This is a genomic window from Marseilla massiliensis (assembly GCF_016899955.1).
Taxonomy (GTDB): Bacteria; Bacteroidota; Bacteroidia; order Bacteroidales; family Bacteroidaceae; genus Prevotella; species Prevotella intestinigallinarum.
In genome coordinates, this window is record NZ_JACJJL010000008.1 from 34,218 (window position 1) to 57,564 (window position 23,347).

17 protein-coding genes, 1 tRNA gene and 1 pseudogene are annotated in these 23,347 nt (G+C 53.8%); 12 read left to right on the plus strand and 7 right to left on the minus strand.

Features of this window, described 5'->3' with window-relative positions:
- Positions 1 to 102 precede the first annotated feature (102 nt).
- On the minus strand, positions 103 to 1,431 hold the full coding sequence (locus H6B30_RS06070; RefSeq protein ID WP_205108920.1) for a rhamnogalacturonidase: 1,329 nt from the start codon (positions 1,429 to 1,431) through the stop codon (positions 103 to 105).
- Between the two features lie 918 nt (positions 1,432 to 2,349).
- Between H6B30_RS06070 and sppA the strand changes: the two genes are divergently transcribed.
- From sppA to thiL, 4 genes are read left to right on the plus strand one after another with little or no spacing between them, the layout of a single operon-like run.
- Positions 2,350 to 4,125, plus strand: coding sequence for a signal peptide peptidase SppA (gene sppA / locus H6B30_RS06075; RefSeq protein WP_205108921.1), 1,776 nt, complete (start codon positions 2,350 to 2,352; stop codon positions 4,123 to 4,125).
- Complete coding sequence (gene lpxK / locus H6B30_RS06080; RefSeq protein ID WP_205108923.1) at positions 4,126 to 5,298, plus strand: tetraacyldisaccharide 4'-kinase; 1,173 nt, start codon at positions 4,126 to 4,128, stop codon at positions 5,296 to 5,298.
- Positions 5,183 to 5,992: a purine-nucleoside phosphorylase gene (locus H6B30_RS06085; RefSeq protein ID WP_205108925.1), complete on the plus strand. Its 810-nt coding sequence runs from the start codon at positions 5,183 to 5,185 to the stop codon at positions 5,990 to 5,992. Before lpxK ends, H6B30_RS06085 begins: the two co-directional genes overlap by 116 nt.
- A 15-nt stretch (positions 5,993 to 6,007) precedes the next feature.
- Positions 6,008 to 7,075, plus strand: a complete 1,068-nt coding sequence (gene thiL / locus H6B30_RS06090; protein ID WP_205108927.1) for a thiamine-phosphate kinase — start codon at positions 6,008 to 6,010, stop codon at positions 7,073 to 7,075.
- Between the two features lie 296 nt (positions 7,076 to 7,371).
- Here thiL and H6B30_RS06095 read toward each other — a convergent pair.
- Positions 7,372 to 7,693: pseudogene (locus tag H6B30_RS06095) on the minus strand (DMT family transporter).
- 394 nt (positions 7,694 to 8,087) lie between these two features.
- Between H6B30_RS06095 and H6B30_RS06100 the strand changes: the two are divergent.
- Positions 8,088 to 8,651: a Crp/Fnr family transcriptional regulator gene (locus H6B30_RS06100; RefSeq protein ID WP_205108928.1), complete on the plus strand. Its 564-nt coding sequence runs from the start codon at positions 8,088 to 8,090 to the stop codon at positions 8,649 to 8,651.
- A gap of 282 nt (positions 8,652 to 8,933) precedes the next feature.
- Here the strand turns inward: H6B30_RS06100 and H6B30_RS06105 are convergent, their stop codons facing one another.
- Positions 8,934 to 9,251: a hypothetical protein gene (locus tag H6B30_RS06105; RefSeq protein ID WP_205108929.1), complete on the minus strand. Its 318-nt coding sequence runs from the start codon at positions 9,249 to 9,251 to the stop codon at positions 8,934 to 8,936.
- A gap of 802 nt (positions 9,252 to 10,053) precedes the next feature.
- Positions 10,054 to 11,448 carry a hypothetical protein gene (locus tag H6B30_RS06110; protein WP_205108930.1) on the minus strand — a complete coding sequence of 465 codons (1,395 nt, stop codon included), beginning with the start codon at positions 11,446 to 11,448 and terminating at the stop codon, positions 10,054 to 10,056.
- A 770-nt stretch (positions 11,449 to 12,218) separates the two neighbouring features.
- Here H6B30_RS06110 and H6B30_RS06115 point away from each other — a divergent pair.
- Positions 12,219 to 12,291: transfer RNA gene (locus tag H6B30_RS06115), tRNA-Phe, on the plus strand.
- Between the two features lie 345 nt (positions 12,292 to 12,636).
- On the opposite strand, the gene H6B30_RS06120 is transcribed toward H6B30_RS06115, so the two are convergent.
- Positions 12,637 to 15,021, minus strand: a complete 2,385-nt coding sequence (locus H6B30_RS06120) for a TonB-dependent receptor (RefSeq protein WP_439116959.1) — start codon at positions 15,019 to 15,021, stop codon at positions 12,637 to 12,639.
- 342 nt (positions 15,022 to 15,363) lie between these two features.
- Between H6B30_RS06120 and H6B30_RS06125 the strand changes: the two genes are divergently transcribed.
- Entirely contained in the window at positions 15,364 to 15,867 is a 504-nt protein-coding gene (locus tag H6B30_RS06125; RefSeq protein WP_239483651.1) for a GNAT family N-acetyltransferase, read from the plus strand.
- 77 nt (positions 15,868 to 15,944) lie between these two features.
- Here the strand turns inward: H6B30_RS06125 and H6B30_RS06130 are convergent, their stop codons facing one another.
- Positions 15,945 to 16,367 carry a GNAT family N-acetyltransferase gene (locus tag H6B30_RS06130; protein ID WP_205108931.1) on the minus strand — a complete coding sequence of 141 codons (423 nt, stop codon included), beginning with the start codon at positions 16,365 to 16,367 and terminating at the stop codon, positions 15,945 to 15,947.
- Between the two features lie 470 nt (positions 16,368 to 16,837).
- The gene (locus H6B30_RS06135) at positions 16,838 to 17,152 is read right to left on the minus strand and encodes a hypothetical protein (RefSeq protein WP_205108932.1); all 315 of its coding nucleotides are present in this window, start codon (positions 17,150 to 17,152) and stop codon (positions 16,838 to 16,840) included.
- A gap of 611 nt (positions 17,153 to 17,763) precedes the next feature.
- On the opposite strand from H6B30_RS06135, the gene H6B30_RS06140 reads away from it, so the two are divergent.
- From H6B30_RS06140 to H6B30_RS06160, 5 genes are all read left to right on the plus strand, one after another.
- Positions 17,764 to 18,594, plus strand: coding sequence for a DUF4121 family protein (locus H6B30_RS06140; protein ID WP_072544854.1), 831 nt, complete (start codon positions 17,764 to 17,766; stop codon positions 18,592 to 18,594).
- 12 nt (positions 18,595 to 18,606) lie between these two features.
- Positions 18,607 to 19,548 (plus strand): hypothetical protein, encoded by a 942-nt coding sequence (locus tag H6B30_RS06145; RefSeq protein ID WP_072544855.1) that lies wholly within the window; start codon positions 18,607 to 18,609, stop codon positions 19,546 to 19,548.
- 80 nt (positions 19,549 to 19,628) lie between these two features.
- The gene (locus H6B30_RS06150) at positions 19,629 to 22,631 is read left to right on the plus strand and encodes an N-6 DNA methylase (RefSeq protein ID WP_118686911.1); all 3,003 of its coding nucleotides are present in this window, start codon (positions 19,629 to 19,631) and stop codon (positions 22,629 to 22,631) included.
- 2 nt (positions 22,632 to 22,633) lie between these two features.
- Positions 22,634 to 22,852, plus strand: a complete 219-nt coding sequence (locus tag H6B30_RS06155; protein WP_235847274.1) for a hypothetical protein — start codon at positions 22,634 to 22,636, stop codon at positions 22,850 to 22,852.
- A gap of 1 nt (position 22,853) precedes the next feature.
- The gene (locus H6B30_RS06160) at positions 22,854 to 23,345 is read left to right on the plus strand and encodes a hypothetical protein (protein ID WP_057254243.1); all 492 of its coding nucleotides are present in this window, start codon (positions 22,854 to 22,856) and stop codon (positions 23,343 to 23,345) included.
- Positions 23,346 to 23,347: the final 2 nt, after the last annotated feature.

The window sequence follows — 23,347 nt, forward strand, 5'->3', positions numbered from 1 at the left end:
CACAGGCCCTTGGCCTCCCGCCATCATGCAAGCAAGCGTACGCAAGGCAACAGCCGGCCAAACGTACGCTTGCCACAACATGCGCGGGCGGGCGCATCAGAATCACTTTATCTCCTCTCCGTTGACCTTGAGCCCATCGACCACGCAGTTCTCTATGAGCGTCTTGTCAAACGCCTTCTTCTGGTCGGTGATGTCACAGTCCTCAAACGTGAAGTCCTTCAGGCGGTACTTGTCCGACTTGCCCACGTCGAAGAAGTTCTTGCAATCCATCTTTATGTTCCTTATAGTGATGTTGTTGCATGTAGACAGGGGCATGTCGTCGCGCTTCTCGGGCTTGAAGAACTGTGTCCAGGGGCGCACAACGAGGAAGCTCGAGCAGTTTCCGGTCAGTTCTTCCACCGTCACATACTCGTAATGCTGGGGCGTATCGGGCCTCATCTTGAGCCACAGCACACGGTTGGCATCGGTAATCTTGCAGCGGCGGAGTATCACGTTGCGGTCGTGCAGCGACTCACTTCCAAGCGTAAGGCAGCCATGCACCTTGCCGTAAGTGCAGTCTTCGATGATTATGTTCGAGCACGGGCCGTTGTCGGGGGCTTTGTCTGCCCACGTGCCCTTGCCGCCCTTGAGCACCACCGCGTCGTCGTTTACGCTCATGTAGCAGCCACGTATGAGCACGTTCTTACACACATCGAGGTCGATAGCGTCGCTGCTCGGGGCCTTTATGCCGCTTGTCGGCGCATAGATGTGGCAGTCGAGATAGCGAATGTTCTCGCTTTTGTACAGGTGGTTGGTCCAGAACGGGCTGTTGATGAGGTGCACGTCCTGCACGGTGACGTTCTTCGCGTTTGATATGTAGACCAGCCTGGGGCGCATGGCCTCAAGGTTTGTGCACTGGCGGTTGTACTGCCGGCGAATCCAGAACTCCTCCCAGTAGTTCCGTCCGTTGCCGTTTATCGTGCCATGCCCGGCTATTGTAAACCCGTCGACACTGTCGGCATTGACCAATGCGGCAAAATAATTGAGCGTCTGCCCCTCCATCCGGGTCTTCACGAGCTTGAAGTTGCGTATGCGGTCGCTGCCTTTCAGGGTGGCGCCGGAGCGAAGATAGAGGTGGGTTCCCTGCTTGAAGAAGAGCGAACCGCTCAGGAACGTGCCCTGCGGAATCACTATCACACCGCCACCCGAGGCGGCTGCCTTGTCGATGACGGCCTGTATCTGCTCTGTCTGGATGATGGTCGAATCGGGCTTCACCCCATAGTCGGTGATGACATACTGCTTTCCGAGCTTGGCCACGTCGACCTTGGTGGTGTCGCTGAACCATTCCGGTATCGGCGTACCGTCGGGAAAGAGCTGCACTGCTTTCTTCTTGGCGTTCGACGCAACGCACGCAAGCGCCAACGTCATTGTCATTGCGAGTCTGAATTTCATAACTGTTGTTTATTAGTTGTTGATTAGTTTCCTTGCACCGATGCCACTGCCACCCTGCCGGCGGCACTCACCACGCAACCAGCCTGACTGTGGCTTATGCGCCACAAAGTTAATAATTAATCGCGACTTAAACAAAAAAAGAAGCGAACTTCACAGCCCGCTTCCTACTTTACCATAAAAAATTACTAACTAAAACTATATTATTAACTATTCTGAAAACATGATCAGTGTTGTTTTGTCGGTGCAAAGATACAACACTTTCTCCAATCTGCATACATATAACGGCAGAAAATCGCTTGATTTTGTACATTTATCAATTTTTTTAGGGATTTTCTATACATTTCGGCGAGGTTTAAACCACATTTCAATACGGCAGACACCACAAAGCACGGTCGAACGGGTTGCGCCCCGGCAAGGGCGGCACCAACGGCCGCGACAGCCCCACCCCGGCGCCACATGTCCACTGCAACAGGCCTACGGATGTAAGAACTTATCGCCAAAGCTTCGGCAGCACGCAACCATCTGGGCCACAGCGCGTTGCAATACAGCCCGTTTGACATCGCAAAACGGGCCGTCCTGAAGGGCATGACGGGCAGTCTGGGCAAACGAAACATGGCGGAATGGCGTGGGAAAGCCCCGGTGTAAACAAAAAATACCGGCCGCGACGTTCCGCCTGCCGCTGCCTGTGGCCGCGCCGACACATTGGCACGACAGGCCGGTCTACAAGTAACAAAAAACAAGAAACAGCATATTTTTATGCATTTATTACACGAAACGAAGGAAAATTTGCTATCTTTGCAAAAGTTATGCTGCTCAGACGCCAACCCACCCAACCGCCCCCGGGATAACTCTTGCGGGCGGGGAACGGACCTCAATGCACGCTATGATTTTCTAACTGTATAAAAACAACGATTGATTATGAAGGACTTTCTGAAGTACACCCTTGCCACTGTGACCGGCATAATAGCAGTCTCGGCAGTAATGATGTTCCTCGGCATCATATCGCTCATAGGCATGCTGGCCTCTGAGCAGAGTAAGCCGAAGGTAAAAGACAACTCCGTTTTCGTCTTGTCACTCTCCGGCGCCATGCAGGAGCGCTCCGAAGACGACGTGTTCAGCCAGATAACGGGCAACGCCCCGGCTGTGGTGGGGCTGGAGGATGTGCTCAACTCCATACGCAAGGCCAAGGACGACGACAACATAAAGGGCATATACATCGAGGCAGGCATGTTCGTTCCCGACTCACCGGCATCGACACAAGCAATACGCAAGCAGCTGGCCGACTTCAAGGAGAGCGGCAAATGGATAGTGGCATACGCCGACGCATACACGCAGTCTACCTACTATATATGCTCGGTGGCCGACAAGGTGCTGCTCAACCCGCAGGGCGTGGTCGACTGGCGGGGCCTGGCCGCGCAGCCGATATTCCTCAAAGATCTCATGGCCAAGTTCGGGGTGAAGATGCAGCTGGCCAAGGTGGGCAAGTACAAAAGCGCCCCCGAGATGTTCACGGCCGACAAGATGAGCGGCCCCAACCGCGAGCAGGTGGCCGCATACATCAACGGCATCTGGGACACCATGCTCACCGACGTGGCCCAAAGCCGCAAGCTGAGCAAGCAACGGCTTGACGCCTATGCCGACAGCATGGTCACGCTGGCTGCCGCCGAGGAGCTGGTGAAGATGAAGATGGTTGACAAGCTGGTATACGCAAGCGACGTCAAGGGCGAGATAAAGCGCCTGCTCGGCATCGACGCCGACCGGAAGATAAACCAGCTGACGCTGGCCGACATGAAAAACCTGCCCGGAGCCGACAATGGCAAGGGCGGCGAAGTGGCCGTATACTATGCCTACGGCGATGTGGTGGACACCAACCCCGGGGGCATCAACACCGAGGCATGCATAGCAGGCGACAAGGTTTGCAGCGACCTCGAGAAGCTGGCCGACGACGATGACGTAAAGGCCGTGGTGCTGAGAGTAAACTCGGGGGGCGGCAGCGCGTACGCCTCGGAGCAGATATGGCACGCCGTGACGAAGCTAAGGGAGCGCAAGCCCGTGGTGGTGTCGATGGGCGGCATGGCCGCTTCGGGTGGCTACTACCTCAGCTGCGCCGCCAACTACATATACGCCGAGCCCACCACGCTGACCGGCTCGATAGGCATCTTCGGCATGTTCCCCGACTTCAGCGGGCTGCTCACCGACAAGCTGGGCATCAAGTTCGACGAGGTAACGACCAACAAGCACAGTGCATTCGGCACCATGGCGCGCCCGTTCAATGCCGAGGAGATGGCTTACCTCAACGCATACATAGACCGCGGCTACCGGCTCTTCATCAAACGAGTGGCCGAAGGCCGCAAGATGAGCACCGCCAACGTTGACAGCATAGCGCAGGGAAGGGTGTGGCTCGGTTCAGACGCCCTGAAGGTAAAGCTCGTCGACGGGCTCGGAGGGATTGACGACGCCGTGGCCAAAGCTGCCGAACTGGCCAAGCTGACCGACTACAACACTGCCGCCTACCCTGCACAACCCACATGGATGGAGCAGATAATGGCCGTTTCGTCGGCCAACGGCAACTATCTCGACGAGCAACTGCGCCAGACCCTGGGCGAATACTACGCCCCGTTCAAACTGATAAAAGACATCAACAGGCACAACGCGATACAGGCCCGGATGCCATACATGATAACAATAAAGTAAATGGAAGGCGACTTCATCAGGATAAACAAATGGCTGCTGCCGCTGAGCTGGCTCTACGGACTGGCCGTAAGGGTGCGCAACGCGCTCTTTGACCTGGGTGTGCTCAAGTCGGAAAGCTTCGACGTGCCAGTCATCTCGGTAGGCAACATAACCGTGGGAGGCACCGGCAAGACGCCACACGTGGAATACCTGATAGACCTGCTGCGCCATAAGTGCCGCGTGGCAGTGCTCAGCAGGGGCTACAAACGGAAGACAAGGGGCTATGTGGTGGCCGACAGCACGGCGACAGCACGCACCATCGGCGACGAGCCTTACCAGATGAAGCACAAGTTTCCCGACGTCACCGTGGCCGTAGACCGCGACCGGCGCCACGGCATACGCCGCCTGACAGAAGACAAGTCGGCCGACGGCATCGACGTGGTGCTGCTCGACGACGCCTTCCAGCACCGGTATGTCAAGCCGGGCATCAACATCCTGCTCGTCGACTACCACCGCCTGATCATCTACGACAAGCTGTTGCCGGCCGGCAGGTTGCGCGAACAGCTGTCTGGCAAGAACAGGGCCGACATCGTGATCATCACGAAATGCCCGGCCGACCTGAAGCCGATGGAGTTCAGGGTGATAACAAAGGCCATGGACCTGTACCCATACCAGCACCTGTACTTCACCAGGCTCGACTACGGCGACCTGCATCCGCTGGCCGGAGGGCGCCCCTTGGGCATAGAGACATTGAGGAAACAGAAGCACATAGTGCTGCTGACGGGCATCGCATCGCCCAAGCAAATGATGCTCGACCTGGCGCCGCTGTGCCCCGACATACGCCCCCTGACATTTGCCGACCACCACAACTTCACCGCCGAAGACGCCAACCGGATAAACCGCACCTTCGAGGCCACACCCGCACCGAGGCTCATCGTAACGACGGAAAAGGACGCGGCAAGGCTGGCCGGGCTGAAAGAGCTGACCGACGAGGTGAGAAAGGCCATATATGTGCTGCCGGTTCACATCAGGTTCATGCTCGAACAAGAAGACAATTTCAACGAAAACATAATAGGATATGTACGCAAAAATTCAAGAAACAGCATCCTGGCTAAAGCAAAGGATGACAACAAGCCCAAAGACAGCGATAATACTGGGCACCGGACTGGGACAATTAGCTTCAGAAATAACTGACTCTTACGAGTTCAACTACAAGGACATACCCAACTTCCCCGTATCTACAGTAGAGGGACATGCCGGGAAACTCATCTTCGGAAAGCTCGGAGGGAAAGACATCATGGCCATGGAGGGGCGCTTCCATTACTACGAAGGCTACTCGATGAAGGAGGTTACGTTCCCCATCAGGGTGATGTATGAGCTCGGCATCAGCACGCTGTTCGTGAGCAACGCCTCGGGCGGCATGAACCCGGAGTTCAAGATAGGCGACCTGATGATAATCACCGACCACATAAACTTCTTCCCCGAGCACCCGCTCAGGGGCAAGAACTTCCCCACCGGGCCCCGATTCCCCGACATGCACGAGACATACGACAAGGCTCTCATAGCCGAAGCCGACGCCATTGCGGCCGAAAAGGGCATACGGGTGGTTCACGGAGTGTATGTTGGAGTGCAGGGCCCGACGTTCGAGACGCCCGCGGAGTATAAGATGTACCACCGGCTCGGCGGCGACGCCGTGGGCATGAGCACCGTGCCCGAGGTCATCGTTGCCCACCACTGCGGCATCCGCACCTTTGGCATAAGCATCATCACCGACCTCGGACTCGAAGACACGCCGGTAGAGGTAAGCCACGAAGAGGTGCAGGAAGCGGCCAACAAGGCTCAGCCGCTCATGACCGAGATTATGCGCGAGATGATAAACAGGGCTTGAGGGGAGGCACATAGGATGACCGAAATTGCCAAGCTTGGTGAGTTTGGGCTTATCCGCCACCTCACCGAAGGCATCAAGCCGAAGAACGCATCGACACTGCGCGGCGTCGGCGACGACTGCGCGGTGATGCACTACCCCGACAAGGAGGTGCTCGTAACGACCGACCTGCTGATGGAGGGGGTGCATTTTGACCTCACATACACCGACCTGCGCCACCTGGGATACAAGGCCGCGCAGGTGAACATCAGTGACGTGTTTGCCATGAACGGCACACCGAGGCAGCTCACGGTGAGCCTGGCGCTAAGCAAGAGGTTTACCGTGGAAGACATGGACGAGCTGTATGCCGGACTGAGAGCAGCCTGCGACCGCTGGGGAGTGGACATCGTGGGTGGCGACACCACGTCGTCGTTCACCGGGCTGGCCATAAGCATAACGTGCATCGGCGAGGCCGACGCGGCCGACATCGTCTACCGCGACGGGGCAAGAGACACCGACCTGGTGTGCGTATCGGGCGACCTCGGGGCCGCGTACATGGGACTGCAACTGCTCGAACGCGAGAAATCGGTGTACTACCAGCAGGTAGACGAGGCCAAGAAGCGAGGCGACAAGCGGGCCCTGGAGCAGCTGGCACACTTCCAGCCCGACTTTGCCGGCCGCGAATACCTGCTGCAGCGGCAGCTCGAAGGCATGGCCCGAGGCGACATCATTGCCCGCCTGCGCGAGGCGGGGGTGCGTCCCACGGCCATGATGGACATAAGCGACGGGCTGTCGAGCGAGCTCACCCACATCTGCACACAGAGCCATGTGGGGTGCCGGATTTACGAGAAGAACCTGCCGATAGACTACCAGACGGCTGTGATGGCCGAGGAACTGAACATGAACGTGACCACATGCGCCCTGAACGGGGGCGAAGACTACGAACTGCTGTTCACCGTACCAATAGGCGACCACGAGAAGATTGAGGCCATGGACGACGTGAAGCTCATCGGCCACATCACGAAAGAGAGTCTCGGCCGGGTGCTCGTCTCACGCGACGGCAACGAGTTTGACCTGAAAGCGCAGGGCTGGAACCCACTCAAATGAACACCGGCCGGGCGGCAGTGCCATAAAGGCAGGCCGCCCGGCCCTTTCGTTTTCAAGCCGCCACAGCCTCGCACACGGCTGCCATATTTGCAATGTTTTTTCACCGTCAGGAGCTTTCCACTCAACCGCCTGACTGGCAACATGTTGCAACATGGGCCGTTTGGCATGGCAAAACAGCCCGTATCAGCAGTCAAAACGGGCCATGCCAGACTGCCAAACGGGCTATATTGCAATGCCGGACAAGGGCACACGGCCGGTTGCCCGGGCATTGTAAGAAAATGTTACCTGCCGTGACGTCAGCTCATCTTCAACCCGACAACCGACCCAATGAGGGTGACGATGAAGAAAATGCGCGCCGCCGAAACGGGCTCGTGAAGGAAGGCTATGCCGAGAACTACCGTACCGACCGCACCAATGCCTGTCCACACGGGATAGGCCGTGCCAATGGGCAGCGTGTGGACAGCCTTGCCCAGAAGCAGCATGCTCATGACAAGGCTTACGATGAAGCCGGCTCCCCACATATTAATACTCAATGCCCGCCTGCCCCTTCATCTTGCCGAGACAGAAGGCAAAGGCCGACTCAAAAAGACCGGCCACGATAAGAATAATCCAACTCATTTGTCTTGCTATTTTTTACCAATGCTTGTTTTCGGCTGCAAAGGTAATGAAAAATGCCGTCGCGACACTTTACATTTGATAAGAAGCTGCCTGCGGGGCATCCGGGCTCCCTACCCTGCCTGCCACTATGCCTGTTTGCATTGCGACACCGCGCGCCATGCCACGCAAAAAACGGCCAGGCAGGCATTGGAAAAAGACAAAAGCCGGATGCTCATACAACAAGACCATGCTTCAGGGAAACGAGACTCAGACAAACGAAAACAGAGCCGACCACGCCTGCCCGGCACACCCCACAGCTTAAACCTCACCAACGGCGGGCAGCAAGGGCGGCCGCAACACGCCGCAACCAGACAACACCGCAACCAAAGGAAACGACAAACGACAAACTGCGACAATGGACAAGAGCGACATAATAAACGCCATCCACCCGCTGCCTGCCGGCTCAATGGAGCGCATGGCGGCCTGCATGGAAGAAGTGACATACGCCAAAGGCACGCGAATACTGCGCGCGGGCAAGACCGAGCGCAATGTGTTTTTCATCAAGAAGGGCATAGTGAGGGCCTTTGTGAGCACACATGGCCGCGAGATAACTTTCTGGCTCGGCGCCGAGGGCACACCGGTGGTGTCGATGAAAAGCTATGTCAGCGGGCTGCCGGGCTACGAGAGCGTTGAGTGCATCGAAGACACGGTGCTCTACGTGCTGCGCCATGCCACGCTGACATCCCTGTTTGCCGACGACGTCAACAGTGCCAACTGGGGACGGCGGTTTGCCGAAAAGGAGATGCTGCGCACCGAAGAAAGGCTAATTCCGCAACTGTTTACCACTGCGGCCGAGCGCTACAGCTCACTTATGGCCAACCACCCGGAACTGCTGCGCCGCGTTCCGCTGGAGCACCTGGCTTCTTATCTCGGCGTAACGCCGGTGAGCCTGAGCCGCATCAGGGCGACTCTGAAATGAAGCGGCAGCACCGTAACCACGCCCCCTTACCGCAAGCGTAGGCCCGTAAGCAAAAAGAGCCAACCACAATTTAAGCCAGGGCTTACGCCAACAAGCATGTGTGCAACACGCATACGCACGTCAATGCGATGGAAAAGCCAGGGCTGCGATGACCAAGAAGCCAATAAAAGCAATGCGCCATCGGCGACACGGTGTCACCGATGGCAGCAGAGGCTGAACCTGCAACAAGGCAATAGCCTTACAGGCCGGGTAGGCTCAGGGCAAACAACGACCTATGCCATCTTATCTCAACGTTATCGAGAGATAGAGGGCATTCATGTTTCGTATGCCATCCGTACGGGAGTCTACATTGCGATAACCTATTGTGAAGTACGGAATGCGCTTATGGCGTTTATTATAAAAAAGGAGACCAGCGTCGTATAGGTTGTATTCAAGGTCGCATCGCCCACCCAAGCTGTGGGCATAGCGCACACGCAACTCAACGACAAAGTCTTTTTTGAATAAATACCTGTCGTGGTTGGCCTGGAACAGACGGTAACCCAAGCTGCCGCCAATGCCGTGGGAAGTAAGGTAGCGCTTCTCGCCTTCAGGATGGTACAATCCGAGGAAAAACACGTAAGACGCCCCAACAGTAAGCCGCCCTACGGGGTTTACAGTGATACCTGAAAAGAAAAACCACGGTGTAAGGTTGTGTGGGGATAAGTGAACGATGCCTCTGCCTCACTTTCCCACCTGTCATACACTCTATAATACCATTTAGTCAACTTGTCATAATGCACGGTTCCGGTCGAATCAACCATCGATGAATCTGGTGCCAACCCTTCGCCAAAGACAAAGACCGGCATACATAGCATCAAAAATTAAAATATCTGTTTCATGACTACATACTTATATCGTTATATTTCTATAAATATACCTCTTAATAATAAAGTAAACAAATAGGCAGTTTCACGAACATGTCTCGCGGATATTCACCTTGCCTTTGCTCAAGACCACTACTTTGGATGTTAAATATATAACAGGCCGACTAACAGTGCGGCCGGCCTTATGCCATGCCACCTTTTCAACCATGGGCAATTCAGCGGTGAACAAAGTGGAACCACGGTGACAGGAACGTTCAACCAATGGCAACTTGCCACCCAAACTGCATGTTTGCCTGACAGAATCGGCATACTTCAAAACATCCGTGGCTTGATTGCACGTAGGCGTAAAGCCAATGAAGCGATGGGAAATATACATTAAGCGGTTGCTCATAAACTAAACCTTTTGTTAAACATAGTTGGTGGCGTCGATGCAAAAATATATTTTTGCCGCCACACTGGCGAAAAATCTTGTTCACAAAAAGTTCACTTTTGCCTTCAAACGTTCACATGCGGTTCAGCAATCTGTATAGTAACCTCATTTACAACGACTTAATCAAATCATCAAAATCAGAAGCGGTGCCGTCACGTCCGGTAAGTTTCTTATACAAGCGCTTGCGCGCCAGCGAAACAGCATTTGCCGCACGACAAATAAGTATACCTATTTCCTTGTTTGAAAACCCCATTTTTACCAGCAGGCAAATGCAGTATTCATGCTCACTGATGTTATGGGCACTGTATAAAGCCTCCTTAAACCCAACCAGTATACACCCGAGTTCTTCTTCTGCCTGCAACCATTCGGCTTGTGACAAAGGCTTTGACACTGCCACACGGCTCTTGGCCAAGGCAAACGCTTCGGAGCCGACAAGCCGGGAGTCGCGTACGTTTCTCATTACTGCCTCACTGCTACTTGCCTCCATTGACGCCTGCAATCTGCTTTTATGTTGGGCCACCTCTGCCTCAAGCTCTTCACGTATGCAAGCGGACTCGTGCAATTTCTGCATCAAATGCCTAATTTCATCTGAGGCTTCAATCATCTTATCACCGCTTTGAACAATGAAATCTGTTTCTTTATTTTGCAATTTGGCAATTCCTAAGCTATGCTTTTGCCGCATGGCCCCGTATCTGGCATTGGCAAAAAAAAGAAACAACGTCATAACACCCAGCAACGAAGAAACGCCAAGCAAAACCACACGACTGTCGTGAAGGTCGGCTTTCAGTAATGAAATCTCATCATCCACCACCCAACGCTCAGTTGTTGGCAATGCATCGGACATATCAAGACAGCTTTCAAGCATATCTACAGAATCGGAAGACAAGACATAAGAATCAATATATTTGGCGGCACTGCCATGTTGGTCGCTCATGCCTGAAATCTTGACCAAGGCATTTGCAGCATACCGGCGTGCGTAGGCAGAGTTGCTCTGCATCAACTGCTTGCATAAAACGCGGGCAGAGTCAATCCTGCCGGTATGCACGCAGATGTCCATGGCCGTTGCGCATACTGCATCACGGTCGCCGTAATCAGCCAAACGCAAGGGGTATTGAACATAGCGCCAAGCCTGATTGTAATCACCACTATCACACAGCAACAGGCTCAGCCGATGGTAAGCATCATACCGCAAGCCCAATTTTGCTTTCTCACCCAAAGCCACAGCCCGATAAAGACAACTTACGCCATCATCAAACCTGCCTTCCCTCTGGTAAGCCATAGACATATACAGCAAAGAATGCACCATGGCCGTGGTGTCTCTCCGGGCCGAATCGGTTTGGTAAGACAAACAATAATACCGGGCTGCCATATTGCAATCAGACTGAAGCATCATCAACCTTCCAATCTGAGAATACGCGTTGCTCTTCAGCCCAAAGTCTCTGTCATCGACTATCTCTTCGGCTGCCTTGCGATAAAATGCAACTGCACGCTTTATATCATCCATGTCCCGGCAAATGCTCCCGACATAGTAATACGCCCTGGAAAGCAGACTGTAAACACCCTTTCCGGCCATGTTGCAAATAAACCCACATACTCCAGCCGCCACCCCATGGCCAAGTTCAGACACGCCGGCATTCTTGCCAACCGACAATCCTTGTAAAATGAACTCGGGAACTGAAGATACATGTAGCATGGCATGAACAGGACTAACATCAGACGCCCCATCCCCGGGATAGCCTACGGCAAGAACGTAGCTCGTAACAGGCCCACGGGGAGACTTTCACGAGACACACGATAGTGCCGAAAAAGCCAAACAAACCATATAAATATAATGCAAAAGATTGCTTCGGACATCTAACATAACTCATTTGTAAAAGTAACACAAAACAAACGATCCACCAAAAAAGATGGCAAGAAACATCCGCACACTATTGCAATTACCCCCATACCAACCATTGCAGGTACAATTTTGCCCAATCAGCAATAATGCTGCAAGATGCCTGTTTCTACATTCATATAGCCTTCACTGAGCCTAAAAGCCGCCCGCAGGCATCCGTTCTGCAACATAGCCTCAAGCTAAGGCCGACACCAATCAGGCAATGCCGCTGTACAATCAGCCCATAGAGAGTGTGGAACAGTTTTGGAATTAAACGACCGACAGAGGCAAAACGGGCGGCAAACATTTAAAAGAAGTTAACCGAATGAAATTCTTTTAGCAATTCTTGCGGGTCTCGGAAATTATGACTACCTTTGCATCCGCAAACGAAAAACAATGGTGCCATAGCTCAGTTGGTAGAGCAAAGGACTGAAAATCCTTGTGTCCCCGGTTCGATTCCTGGTGGTACCACTCCTCCTTTCATTAGCCCTGTTCGCGCAAGCGGCAGGGTTTTATTTTTTCATAGATGCCATTGAGCAGCATACAAACAGCACCAATATAATTAACCCCCGCCGCTATCAGCGCGTTATCGTAGCTGACGGGTGAAGCGACCGAGGCCGCGCCAATGGCAAATTAGCGCGTAACACCATGGCGGACGCAGCCCGCCACCCCTACAAAGCATCGAGACATAAACGGCAGAAAGCAAAAAGACGCCACCCACAAAGGCAACACAGCCCACTGGCTGCGAGCAATGGGCACCCCCGGACATGTAATGACAGAGAGACACAAACACCGGCGGACAGAGTCGGGCGCCCGTCAGAACTCAACTGTGAGGCCGATGGTAGGCAGCAGTGTGCCGCTCTCCTGCGGCAGATACTTCATGCGGTAACGTTGCTCAGCTACCGGTGCACCTGGGTTTTCAACAATCCCCGTGCTCATAAGCACGTCGGGTTGGCGCAACACACTCTTGGTAACATTCTGCAAATCGACATATATGCCGAGCCGCCAACTGCGGTAGTAGTAGTTCTTGTCGACCCTGACGTCCAGCTGGCAGAACGCATCGAGGCGCCCGGTGTTGTAGCGCGAATAGTCAAGATAGGGCCTGCCTTGCGCATCCCAAGCCTCAACAAGCGAAGACTTATCGACATCATACGGCGTGAACGGGCCACCGCCAATGGCACTCAGCTTGGCACCAACGCTCCAGTTGCGCGGCAACTCGTAGGTACCGCTAACGTTGGCGATGAAACGGTTGTCCCATGCCGACGCCACATACGCCCCACCCTTGCTTCCATCACGAAACTCGCTGCGATACAGCGTGACAGAAGCCACCGACACAAATCGGCCCGGCTTCTGCCAGCGCAACGACGCCTCAAGCCCGAAAGCCCTGCCTTCGGCCGTAGACGTGAGCAGTTCGTTGCCAACAATGCCGTAATCGTTGCCTTTGCACGACAACGGAATGCCGTCGGCAACCGACAGCGGCAAGCGCGAATACTGCTTGTAAAACCCCTCAAGCGAAACCACCATGGCTTGTGAAACATTCCACTCCGCCCCGACGTTGGCATTGGCCACGCGCATATACCGCAACCCCTTGTTGGCATAGCTGCCGTCGGAGGCTTTGTAGCCGAGCGCAGTGTAAGGCGGCAATTGGTGGTATAGGCCCACTGCCGCGTTGAGCGCCACCGACGGAACGAAACGCCACGACACCGACAGCGTGGGCGACACATTGTCCCAAACGCGGGCCATTGGCGACGAATAGCCGCACCCGTCGAAACGCAAACCGGCCGAAGCCGTCAGCCGTTCGTCGCTGCTCTTGTAGCGGGCGGAGGCATACGCCCCCCAGCCGACCATTCCGATGGCAGCCGACTGGCTGCGGTCTGTCCGCCCGCCGGCGGCATAAAGCCGCTGAAAGGAATTGTCGTCATACCGCGCATAATAGACGTCGGCCCCCTCGGCCACAGTCCAACGTTCGCCGTACGTGCGGTTTTCGGCCCTGAGCGAAGCCTTCCGCTCGTGCGAAGAGATGTCGAGCGTGAGGTTGTCGGGCGAAGAGTCGTCGTTGTCACGATATTTAAGGTTGCTGTTATACAGATAGTTGTAGCCCAATGACACCGTTGTGACGTTGCGGCCCGAGTAATACTTATACGCAGCCCCTACGGTAAACGTGTTCTGCTTGATGCGCGGCAGGTAGCTGAGCAGGTATTCCGCGTCCTCACCCTCTTCGTCGGTGTTCAGCTTCATGTCGTCTATGCCGGCCAACCCGAGCACCGTCAGTTCGTCGTGCTCGGAAAACCGTGTCTTAACCTTGAACTGCCCGTCGATGAAATTGGGCAGAAACGGCAGGCCGATCATCTTGAACAGCAACTGCAGATACGACTGGCGGACGGAGAAGAGATAGGTGGTGCGCCGCCCCACATGCCCCGACGCGCTCAGCGACACCTCCGACGCACCGAGGGTTGCCTTGAAATTGTTGCCCTCGGCATTGCCGTCGCGCAGCCTTATGTCGAGCACAGAGCTGAGCGCCCCACCCTTGTCGGCAGGGAAAGCGCCGGTATAGAACTGCACTTCGCGTATGAAGTCGGCATTGAGTATGCTCACCGGGCCTCCCGTGGCCCCCTGCGTGGCAAAGTGATTGATGTTGGGTATCTCGATGCCGTCGAGGAAAAAGCGGTTCTCCGACGGCGAACCGCCGCGCACGATGAGGTCGTTGCGATAGCCGATGGGCGAAAACGACACACCGGGATAAGAGCGGACAATGCGCGATATGTCGCGGTTGCCGCCCGGGCTCTTCTCTATCTCGCCCATGCCGATGAGATGAAGGCTCACAGGGCTTACCTTGTCTATGCGCAACGGCGTGGCACTGACGGTGACACCGGCCAGCACCGATGCGTCTTCCTCTAACTCAAGAACCACAGGCGGAAGGGTTGCAGAGACAAGAAACTCGTCGGACACCATGTCTTTATACCCCATGCAACTGGCAGAAAGGCGGTGCATGCCTGGCGTGACGCCACTGATGGCAAACACGCCAAGGCTGTCGGCCGAGGCACCATGGCCCGACTCGCCGTAGACCGAGACCACGGCGAACGGCACCGGCCTGCGCGAAAGCGCATCGACCACGCGGCCACGAACGGTGAATCCACCCTGCCGGGCTGTGCACGGCAAGGCGAAACATACAATGAGCGCAACGACCGGAAGCATCGGCATCAAGCGTGCAACAAAGCCAGACCACACGCATTTGGCCTCATTTTCCCCAAAACCCAAATCCATCTTCTTATAGTACATCACTTATTTCTTGCCGTCCCGACCTGTGAAACGCACAAAAGCGCAAGGCACAATGGCCGGAACGTTGCAAAGGTAACAATTTCACAGTAGAATCGGGATAGTTAAACGAAGAATCAGCCCACGAGGCATCATTAAGCCCGAAGGGCACAACAAGGCGCCCACACAAAGGCCGCTACACACGAACCAACGCGCATTCACTTTTATTAACCGGCCATGAGCAGGGCATTATACATGGAATTGGTAACTTTGCCCGAAACAAAACAAATGGACAGACAAGGAGAACAGCAAAACGGCAACGCCACGGCAATGCACACAAAAGAAACAGACAAGTCCGAACGCACCGACGAACTGACCGGCAAACTGCTTGACATCTGGGAGGCTTCGCTGCGAACCACCCACCACTTTCTGGCCGAGCCAGACATAGAGCGCATTAGGCCGCAGGCAGAAACGGCACTGCGCACAATCGAGACGTTGGTTGTTGCGTATTGCGGAACCACGCCTACAGGATTCATCGGCATACAGAATCGCAAGATTGAAGCGTTGTTTGTAGCCCCGCCGCACATAGGGAAAGGGCTCGGCAAGCAACTGATAAGCACTGCCACCGACAGGTATGGTGCCATCTACATTGACGTAAACGAACAAAACCGCACTGCCGAGGCCATTTACCGGCACCTCGGATTTGAAACATTCGGCCGCGATGAGACCGACGGCGAGGGCAACCCGTTTCCGATATTGCACATGAAACTGTGCGGCAACCTGCACAAATGAACCATCCGGCGCCCCATGGCACCATCTGTGCCACGGCGCGCATTGATGCCGGCATGCGGTTTCCAGCCCAGGTAACGTCAACAGTCGAGCGCCCGGCCGTACATGCGTATCAGGCCATCGCTGCCGGTTTCCTTCACCCACCCAATGAATTTCCAGCCATAGCGCTCATAAAACGAGTCGTGCTCGGTGACAAGATAAAGCGCCGCAAAGCCCACCCGCTTCATATCGCGGCACACGCGCTCCAACAGCAACCCGGCCAAGCCACGGCGCCGCCATTGCCGCTCTACATAAAGGGCGCAGACATTCGGGGCGAGGTCTGTGCGCTCATGAAAGTCGTTGTCTATCACGCCAACGCCGCCAACGATGTCGCCTCCGGCCAACACCACATACCATTGAGGCACGCCAACAGACCCGCCAAGGCTCTCGTCGATGCTGTCAAGGTATTCGTCCTCGGGTATGTCCCATTTCCGATGAAACCATGCGGCGGCGGCCTTGCGCAACTCCGGCCGTTAGCTTATGCTGACAATACGGTAGTTTTCCATCTCGATTGCATTTTATAACATATATTCCGACAACGCGCAAAAACAACAAAGCTGACTACACAGCCATGCCCGCACCAGGAATTACGGATGCAGGCATTGCCTTGTCGGCACAGCACAAAGTTAATGATTTTCCGCGACAGCCACATGCCTGACGCCATTTATTTACTCAAAACCGGCCGCCGGAGGCCAAGCAGACTTAGCCATGTTGCCGTGCAGACCGGCATATTACTCAGCATAAGGCGTGGCTGGCCACTCCAAGGCAAAGCTGCCGGCAAGACGCCGAGGTGGGGATGGGAGCGCTTGACAAGCACGGCATGAACATCGAACCAAGCATAAGGCGGCCCGACAGCCTATTGCGCTTTGTTTATTTTCGGCAATGTGACATTACTTGCAAATATGCAACTAAAAACAGTGTCAGCCACACTGATTTACCGCATGCGCCATTTCGCGCCATAAAACAGCCCATACCAGGCTGCAATACGGCACGTTCGGCACCGCAAAACGGCACGTTTAGCAGCCTTACACAGAGCTTTTGGCAACTCACTGTATGCCAGTCTGTTATCAAACCCAACCGCTGGCGCCGCATTTAAACATAAAATGTTAACGGCAATGGACGGCTGCCGGATGCCGAAGGGCACTTTCACACCGTTGCACAACAGGCTGCCATGCGCCTTTGCCGAAAGCGCGGCGAGGCACACCAACGCAAAGCCGCGGCACGGGTTCAGGCCGGATGACGGAATCATCTGGCAAGCATCATTTTAACCAATCAACACAATCGCGGATAAACACCGGCCCCATGGTGGCGAAGCAAGCACAGGCTAACGCCTGAAAAACCGAAACGCAACTCAATAAAGACAGCACAAGCCCACAAATAAGCCCAAACTCTTGGCCAATCGCAAATTTGTTCGTATATTTGTTGTAATCAGGTAGGTTTTATTTGACTATCAACAGATTGGATAAAACTCGCACGAGAACGGGCAATGGATAAGAAAAAGCCGGACTGTTCCGAACCGCCATATTTCTCATGCTTTCAAATAACTCTTTATCTCACCTGCAAAGATAACATTTCTTTCTGAAAAGGCCATATAAACGGCTGCAATCTTACGGAATAAAAACATATCGGGAAAAACAAGCATACCGTAGCCGAGTCCCCATAACCACAGGCAAAGGTAATTCGTGTTCTTCCCGTACAAGCAAGGCCAAGCCCTTCGGGTTCGTAGAAAAAATCATCCTCGCCCCGGAGGGCTTGCGGTATTTTTTCCCGAAGCCTTGCATGTACGGAACACGACCTTTTTAAGCCTGTAGTTATGGGAACTCCGGCCCCAGAAGCCGGACTAACAAAAAATCAAATGTTATGTTACAGGCAACAAAGAACAAGTACACGGTGGAAACACTCAAACCACTGAACATTCTGTACGATCATGAACACCGGCTGACACAGCAGGACGTGGATATGGCCAACGGTTATGTGGAACTGATAGAAAGGACACGCTCTGAAAAGATTCCACAGGTCGGTGACAGACTCATCTATGTGGACAGATACGGGAAATATTACGGCAACGCCCTCATCGAGAAACGCAAAAATACGGACGGACTGATTTCCATCTGTGAAATCCCCTATATCCCTTTCATATGGGAAGAGTATGACGGTATCGGTTTAAGTGTCAGCGGAGGATCCTTCCACCATATTGACCCCCTCCAGTTGAAGTTCGTCAGATGGACGGAAGGGATATTCCAAGACTGGGGCAACTGCGGTGCGTGCGCCAACGGTGCCGTCGCATTCACGGCAAAAGTGCCGTTATGGTCCTATTCCGAACCTGACCCTCTCTACGGCGATTTCACCACTGAGACATGGAGACAGTATTATCTGACAAAAAACACGGGTCCGGACGCACGTAACCTGTACCAAGGCTTCGACAAGGCTTTCAGGACCGAAGAGGACTTCCTACAGTTCCTGAAGGACTATGAAGGGACCGTGTTCAAGGGCAACCAGGAAAACCATATCGTTCTCTGGTGTTTCCGTCATGAGAACCGGTTCCTGCCGCAGCACGAGTGGGACAAAATAGATGTCCAGGCCGTGGAACGGCGTCTCAACTTTTATCCCGAACAGGTCAAGCTGGTCAAGGACATGGACAGCCGCATCACCTACTGTTACCGTATCAAACCCGAAATTGACAATCTCTAAAACAATACAGTTATGCAGACAACAGCAACAAGAACAGCAGGCAGCCACACTGACCTGCTCACAGGTATCCTGAACGTGCAAGTAAGGAACGAGGACAAGATTACAGAACAGGACAGGCAGTATTGCCAGCTCCAGCAGGACCAGCTCTACAAGACGCTTGACCGTATCGACCGTTGGTATGCCATCTTCAAGGAAGAAGCGGAACGGTACCGGGAAATCAAGAGCTTCAAGTATGAGGATAACGGTAAGGTCTCCATACGGAATTTCTATTTCAACAACAGCGGGGAGGATGACTATACCCACAACGAATTCAAACCGTTTGACCTCATCAACGAGCTTGCGGACAACAACTGCAATGCCAACGCGAATTTCGCGAATCGCATCATTTCCTATTTCAACAGGACCTACAATGTAGACGTACCCATTCCTGTAATCGACGAGAAGGCCATGCGCATGGGATTCCGTCCGGTCTACCAGACTTACGTGGACATGGTCATTGAACACCTCGGCGGAAAAAGTTTCCGTGAGACCGCAGAGGAAGAACTGCTGGCCCGTTTCCTGAAAACGGTACAGCCTTCCCGCTGGAGCAAGGTGAAGCCCGAACTGAAAAAGGACAAGATAACTTTCCCTGACATCGTGTCCTGGGACAGCATCCATCTGGAATACCACCGGGAATATGAGTTCTCGTATGACTGCGGAAGGAAAGTGGACATTTTCTGCGAAGGTATCGCATACGGGGCAGATGACGTGATAAACGGTTCAAGCGGTATGGTCATCGGCCTTGACAGACGCGATGTGGATATAACCGAATGGTACAACCTCACCCTGAGCAACGCAGAACAGATCAAGTTCTACAAGAACGGACGCATCGACGTACGCTTCAAGGACAGCCAGGCCGCAGAGAACTGCTACAGAAGGCTGCGGCTGGATGAAATCACACTCAGAGAAGAGTGATTCATGAAATACTTATTCAGACACCCCGTAAGACATCCTTGCGGGGTGTCTTCGTTTCCAACCATTAAAAAAGAAAAGACATGTATGCCATCATACCCCAACAGATTCCCCAGGACAGGCGTGCCGAGATCAACGAGAAAATCCTTTTCGCCATAGACTCCGGCAAGGACCTCGTTCCGAAGGAAAGCATCTACAACTGCTACACGGGAATCGGAGGACTGCACAACCTCAGGCAGTCGGATTTCACCAGCTACCATGAATACGCCGAGGCCAAGAAGGAATTCGAGATGGGACAGTTCTTCACCCCGCACGACATATGCCGGAGCATGGTGGAGACCCTTTCTCCGACATCGGCGGAAATGGTACTTGACATGTGCTGCGGCATGGGCAACTTCTTCAACCATCTGCCCAACCTGCACAATGCCTACGGATTCGACATTGACGGCAAGGCGGTGGCCGTTGCCAGATACCTCTACCCGGAAGCTCATATCGAGAAATGCGACATACAGCTGTACAATCCCGAACAGCGTTTCGACATCATTGTCGGAAATCCGCCCTTCAACCTGAAATTTGATTACAGGCTGTCGCAGGAATTCTACATGGACAAGGCCTATGACGTGCTCAACCCTGCCGGAATCCTGATGGTCATCGTCCCTCTCTCCTTCATGCAGAACGAGTTCTGGGAAAAGACACGCGTGGCGAAAATCAACTCGAATTTCTCCTTCATCGGCCAGACCAGGCTGGAACATTCAGCCTTCTCTACGGTGGGCGTACAGAATTTCGCAACAAAAATCATGGTATTCCTCCGCCGTTCCCTCCATATTGAAATGCAGCCCTACAACGCGGAAGAGTTTGTCAGCATGGATGAGCTGAAGAAACGCATAGCCGAAGTGCGGAAAATGAAACACCGGCTGCGCCTCCAGCTGATGCGGGAGTGCAACCATATAGACAAAGAAGAGCTGGAACAGTTCGAGTACAGGCTCGCCAAATACATGTACGAGCTGAAAGCCCATGCCGTGCTGAACAGGCATGTCGAAAAGGCGGAGGCGCTGGTGTCCAAATTCCGCAACCAGAAACCGCCGGAAAATGCCACCCGGGAACAGATAAAGGAATGGGAACGCAAGAAGCTGACCACCGGCAAGGTTCTCGGCATCATCCGCAGGTACATCACCTCGCAGAACGTGGTGCCGCGCAAGGAAGTGGCATTGGTGAAGACATCCTACGGCTTCAAGCTGAAGCAATATGCCCCGCGTCTGCTTGACAAGGTCACGCACAAGGCCGCAGGCATCAACGACCTCATACTCGGAAGGGCCGAACTCCCGATGCCGGAAAACGTCACAGAAAAGAACATGCGGCAGATCCGTGCCGCCAGTAAACTGATACGGCGCAAACAGAGGCAATACGAGACCCAGAATCTCCAGTTTGCGGAAATGCGGGAAGATGCCGGCCTGAAGGAATACCTGGACCGCACCACATTCATCAACAAGGACGGTGAAGTCTGCGAATTCACGGACTTGCAGAAACACGACCTGAACCTCGTGTTGCAGAAACGCTACGCCCTGCTGAACTGGCAGCAGGGTTCAGGCAAGACCGCCGCCGTCTATCACAGGGCGAAATACCTGCTCAAGTTCAGAAAGGCAAAGAACGTCATCATACTTGCCCCGGCCATCGCCACCAACATGACCTGGATACCGTTCCTTACCATAAACAAGGAACGCTTCCGTACAATACAGACCGCCGGCGACCTCAACAACATACCGGAAGGGACATTCCTTGTCGTCTCCACCTCCATGCTCCGGAAACTGAAAAGAGGACTGATGCGTTTCGTGAAACGCACTTCCGGCAAGCTGTGCCTTGTCTTCGACGAGTCGGACGAAATCACCAATCCCACATCGCAGCGTACAAGAAACATCCTGTGCATATTCAGGAGGCTCAGGTACAAGATCCTCGACACGGGAACAACCACCCGCAACAACATCGCGGAACTGTACAGCCAGTTCGAACTACTCTACAACAACTCCGTAAATATGATATGCTGGAGCCCGCAGGTCTACCACGAAAACAGGGACCACGAGATAGAGGAAGAGAACAACCCGGATTACGGAACACCGTTCCCCGCCTTCAGGGGGCATGTCCTTTTCCGTGCCTGCCACTGTCCGGGGAAAGCCACTGTATTCGGCATCGAGAAACAGAACCAGGACGTGTACAACAAGGACGAACTCTCCGAACTTATCGGCAAAACGGTCATCACCCGTAAATTCAGGGACTTCGCAGGAGAGAAATACCGGATACGGACACATACCGTCCGTCCCTCGGAAGGAGAACACGAGGTATACCGTGTCATCATCGAGGAATTCTGCCGCATCTGTGAGCTGTACTACAACAGCACGGGAGACACGAAAAAGGATGCAGGACTGAGACTCATGAGGCAGATCAAGCTGCTTATCAAAGCCTGTTCGGTACCTCACCTGATAGAGGGATACTACGGTGACAGTTATCCTTCCAAGACCCGCTATATTGAAAGGCTCATAAGGACAATACCGGGTAAGGTTGCCATCGGATGTACCACATTGGCGGCCTTCGACCTCTACGAGAGCTATATCCGGGAACATTTTCCCGACAGACCTGTATTTGTGGTCAAGGGAGATGTAGCCTTCAAGAAACGGCAGAGCATCGTGACCGAATTCGACTCCACCATCAACGGCATCCTGATATGCACACAGCAGAGCCTGAGCAGCTCCGTGAACATACCTACCTGCAACGACGTGATACTGGAATCCCTGCAGTGGAACATCCCCCGTATGGAACAGTTCTACTTCCGTTTCATCCGTCTCGATTCCAAAGAAATGAAGGATGTCCACTACGTCACCTACGAAGATTCGGTCGAACAGAACCTGATGGCACTGGTACTGACCAAGGAGCGTCTGAACGAATTCATCAAGACCGGTGAGGTCAAAGAACAGTCAGAAATCTTCGAGGAGTTCGACATCACAATGTCTGTCATCGACAGCCTGCTCATCCGCACGCAGGACAGTGAAGGCAAAATACACATCAGCTGGGGAAGCCAGCGCATAACAGAATAAATATGAACCGTATGAAGAAGACCGGGAGTTCCATTCCCACCGACAAAGGTAAGCCGCGTCCCCATCGGCTGAGCAAGGTCAGGCCGCAGGCGGTTTTCAGGAAAATCATCCTCGCGGAGCTGCGGTATTTTCCCGAAAAACCCTGCACAGCCGGGACACGGCACCTTGTCGAGGTCGGTGGAATGGAATCCCCGGCATCCACATACATAAAAGACAAGTAATATGGATCTGAACAATGCAGAGATTGCCGTGACCACACAGCATCTCATTGACATAAAGGATTACAGGGACTACTGGCTGCACCTGTCCGACTACAGCGACATGGGCGAGTTCCTGAGTGCCTGTTCCGACCTGTTTCCCGGGGAAAAGGAACCGGAATACCGGTATCCGAAATGGGAAAACATTCCGGACACACTGATCAGCCGTGAATGGCTCTGTCCCAACTTCTTCGAGATCAGGGATGCCCTTGAAAGGCTCGAAGAGGAAGAAACGGAGTTTTTCATAAGCTGGAGCAGAAGTTACGGATATGACATCACCACGGATGACCCGCACATGATGGTATCACACTACCATGACCTGTACGGGGATACCGTCACGGAAACGGAAGAAGACGCGGACACGGGAGAAGATGCCCTGATATACACGGGCGTATCAAGCTACTACTGCGACATGCTTACATTCCGTTACGAAATATTTGATGACAATTATGACTAAAA

Bases quoted from the DNA above. Each gene is read 5' to 3' on its own strand.
- H6B30_RS06070 (WP_205108920.1), bottom strand. From the start codon at position 1,431: ATGAAATTCAGACTCGCAATGACAATGACGTTGGCGCTTGCGTGCGTT.
- sppA (WP_205108921.1), top strand. From the start codon at position 2,350: ATGAAGGACTTTCTGAAGTACACCCTTGCCACTGTGACCGGCATAATA.
- lpxK (WP_205108923.1), top strand. From the start codon at position 4,126: ATGGAAGGCGACTTCATCAGGATAAACAAATGGCTGCTGCCGCTGAGC.
- H6B30_RS06085 (WP_205108925.1), top strand. From the start codon at position 5,183: ATGTACGCAAAAATTCAAGAAACAGCATCCTGGCTAAAGCAAAGGATG.
- thiL (WP_205108927.1), top strand. From the start codon at position 6,008: ATGACCGAAATTGCCAAGCTTGGTGAGTTTGGGCTTATCCGCCACCTC.
- H6B30_RS06100 (WP_205108928.1), top strand. From the start codon at position 8,088: ATGGACAAGAGCGACATAATAAACGCCATCCACCCGCTGCCTGCCGGC.
- H6B30_RS06110 (WP_205108930.1), bottom strand. From the start codon at position 11,448: ATGGATGATATAAAGCGTGCAGTTGCATTTTATCGCAAGGCAGCCGAA.
- H6B30_RS06120 (WP_439116959.1), bottom strand. From the start codon at position 15,021: ATGCCGATGCTTCCGGTCGTTGCGCTCATTGTATGTTTCGCCTTGCCG.
- H6B30_RS06125 (WP_239483651.1), top strand. From the start codon at position 15,364: ATGGACAGACAAGGAGAACAGCAAAACGGCAACGCCACGGCAATGCAC.
- H6B30_RS06135 (WP_205108932.1), bottom strand. From the start codon at position 17,152: ATGATTCCGTCATCCGGCCTGAACCCGTGCCGCGGCTTTGCGTTGGTG.
- H6B30_RS06140 (WP_072544854.1), top strand. From the start codon at position 17,764: ATGTTACAGGCAACAAAGAACAAGTACACGGTGGAAACACTCAAACCA.
- H6B30_RS06145 (WP_072544855.1), top strand. From the start codon at position 18,607: ATGCAGACAACAGCAACAAGAACAGCAGGCAGCCACACTGACCTGCTC.
- H6B30_RS06150 (WP_118686911.1), top strand. From the start codon at position 19,629: ATGTATGCCATCATACCCCAACAGATTCCCCAGGACAGGCGTGCCGAG.
- H6B30_RS06155 (WP_235847274.1), top strand. From the start codon at position 22,634: ATGAACCGTATGAAGAAGACCGGGAGTTCCATTCCCACCGACAAAGGT.
- H6B30_RS06160 (WP_057254243.1), top strand. From the start codon at position 22,854: ATGGATCTGAACAATGCAGAGATTGCCGTGACCACACAGCATCTCATT.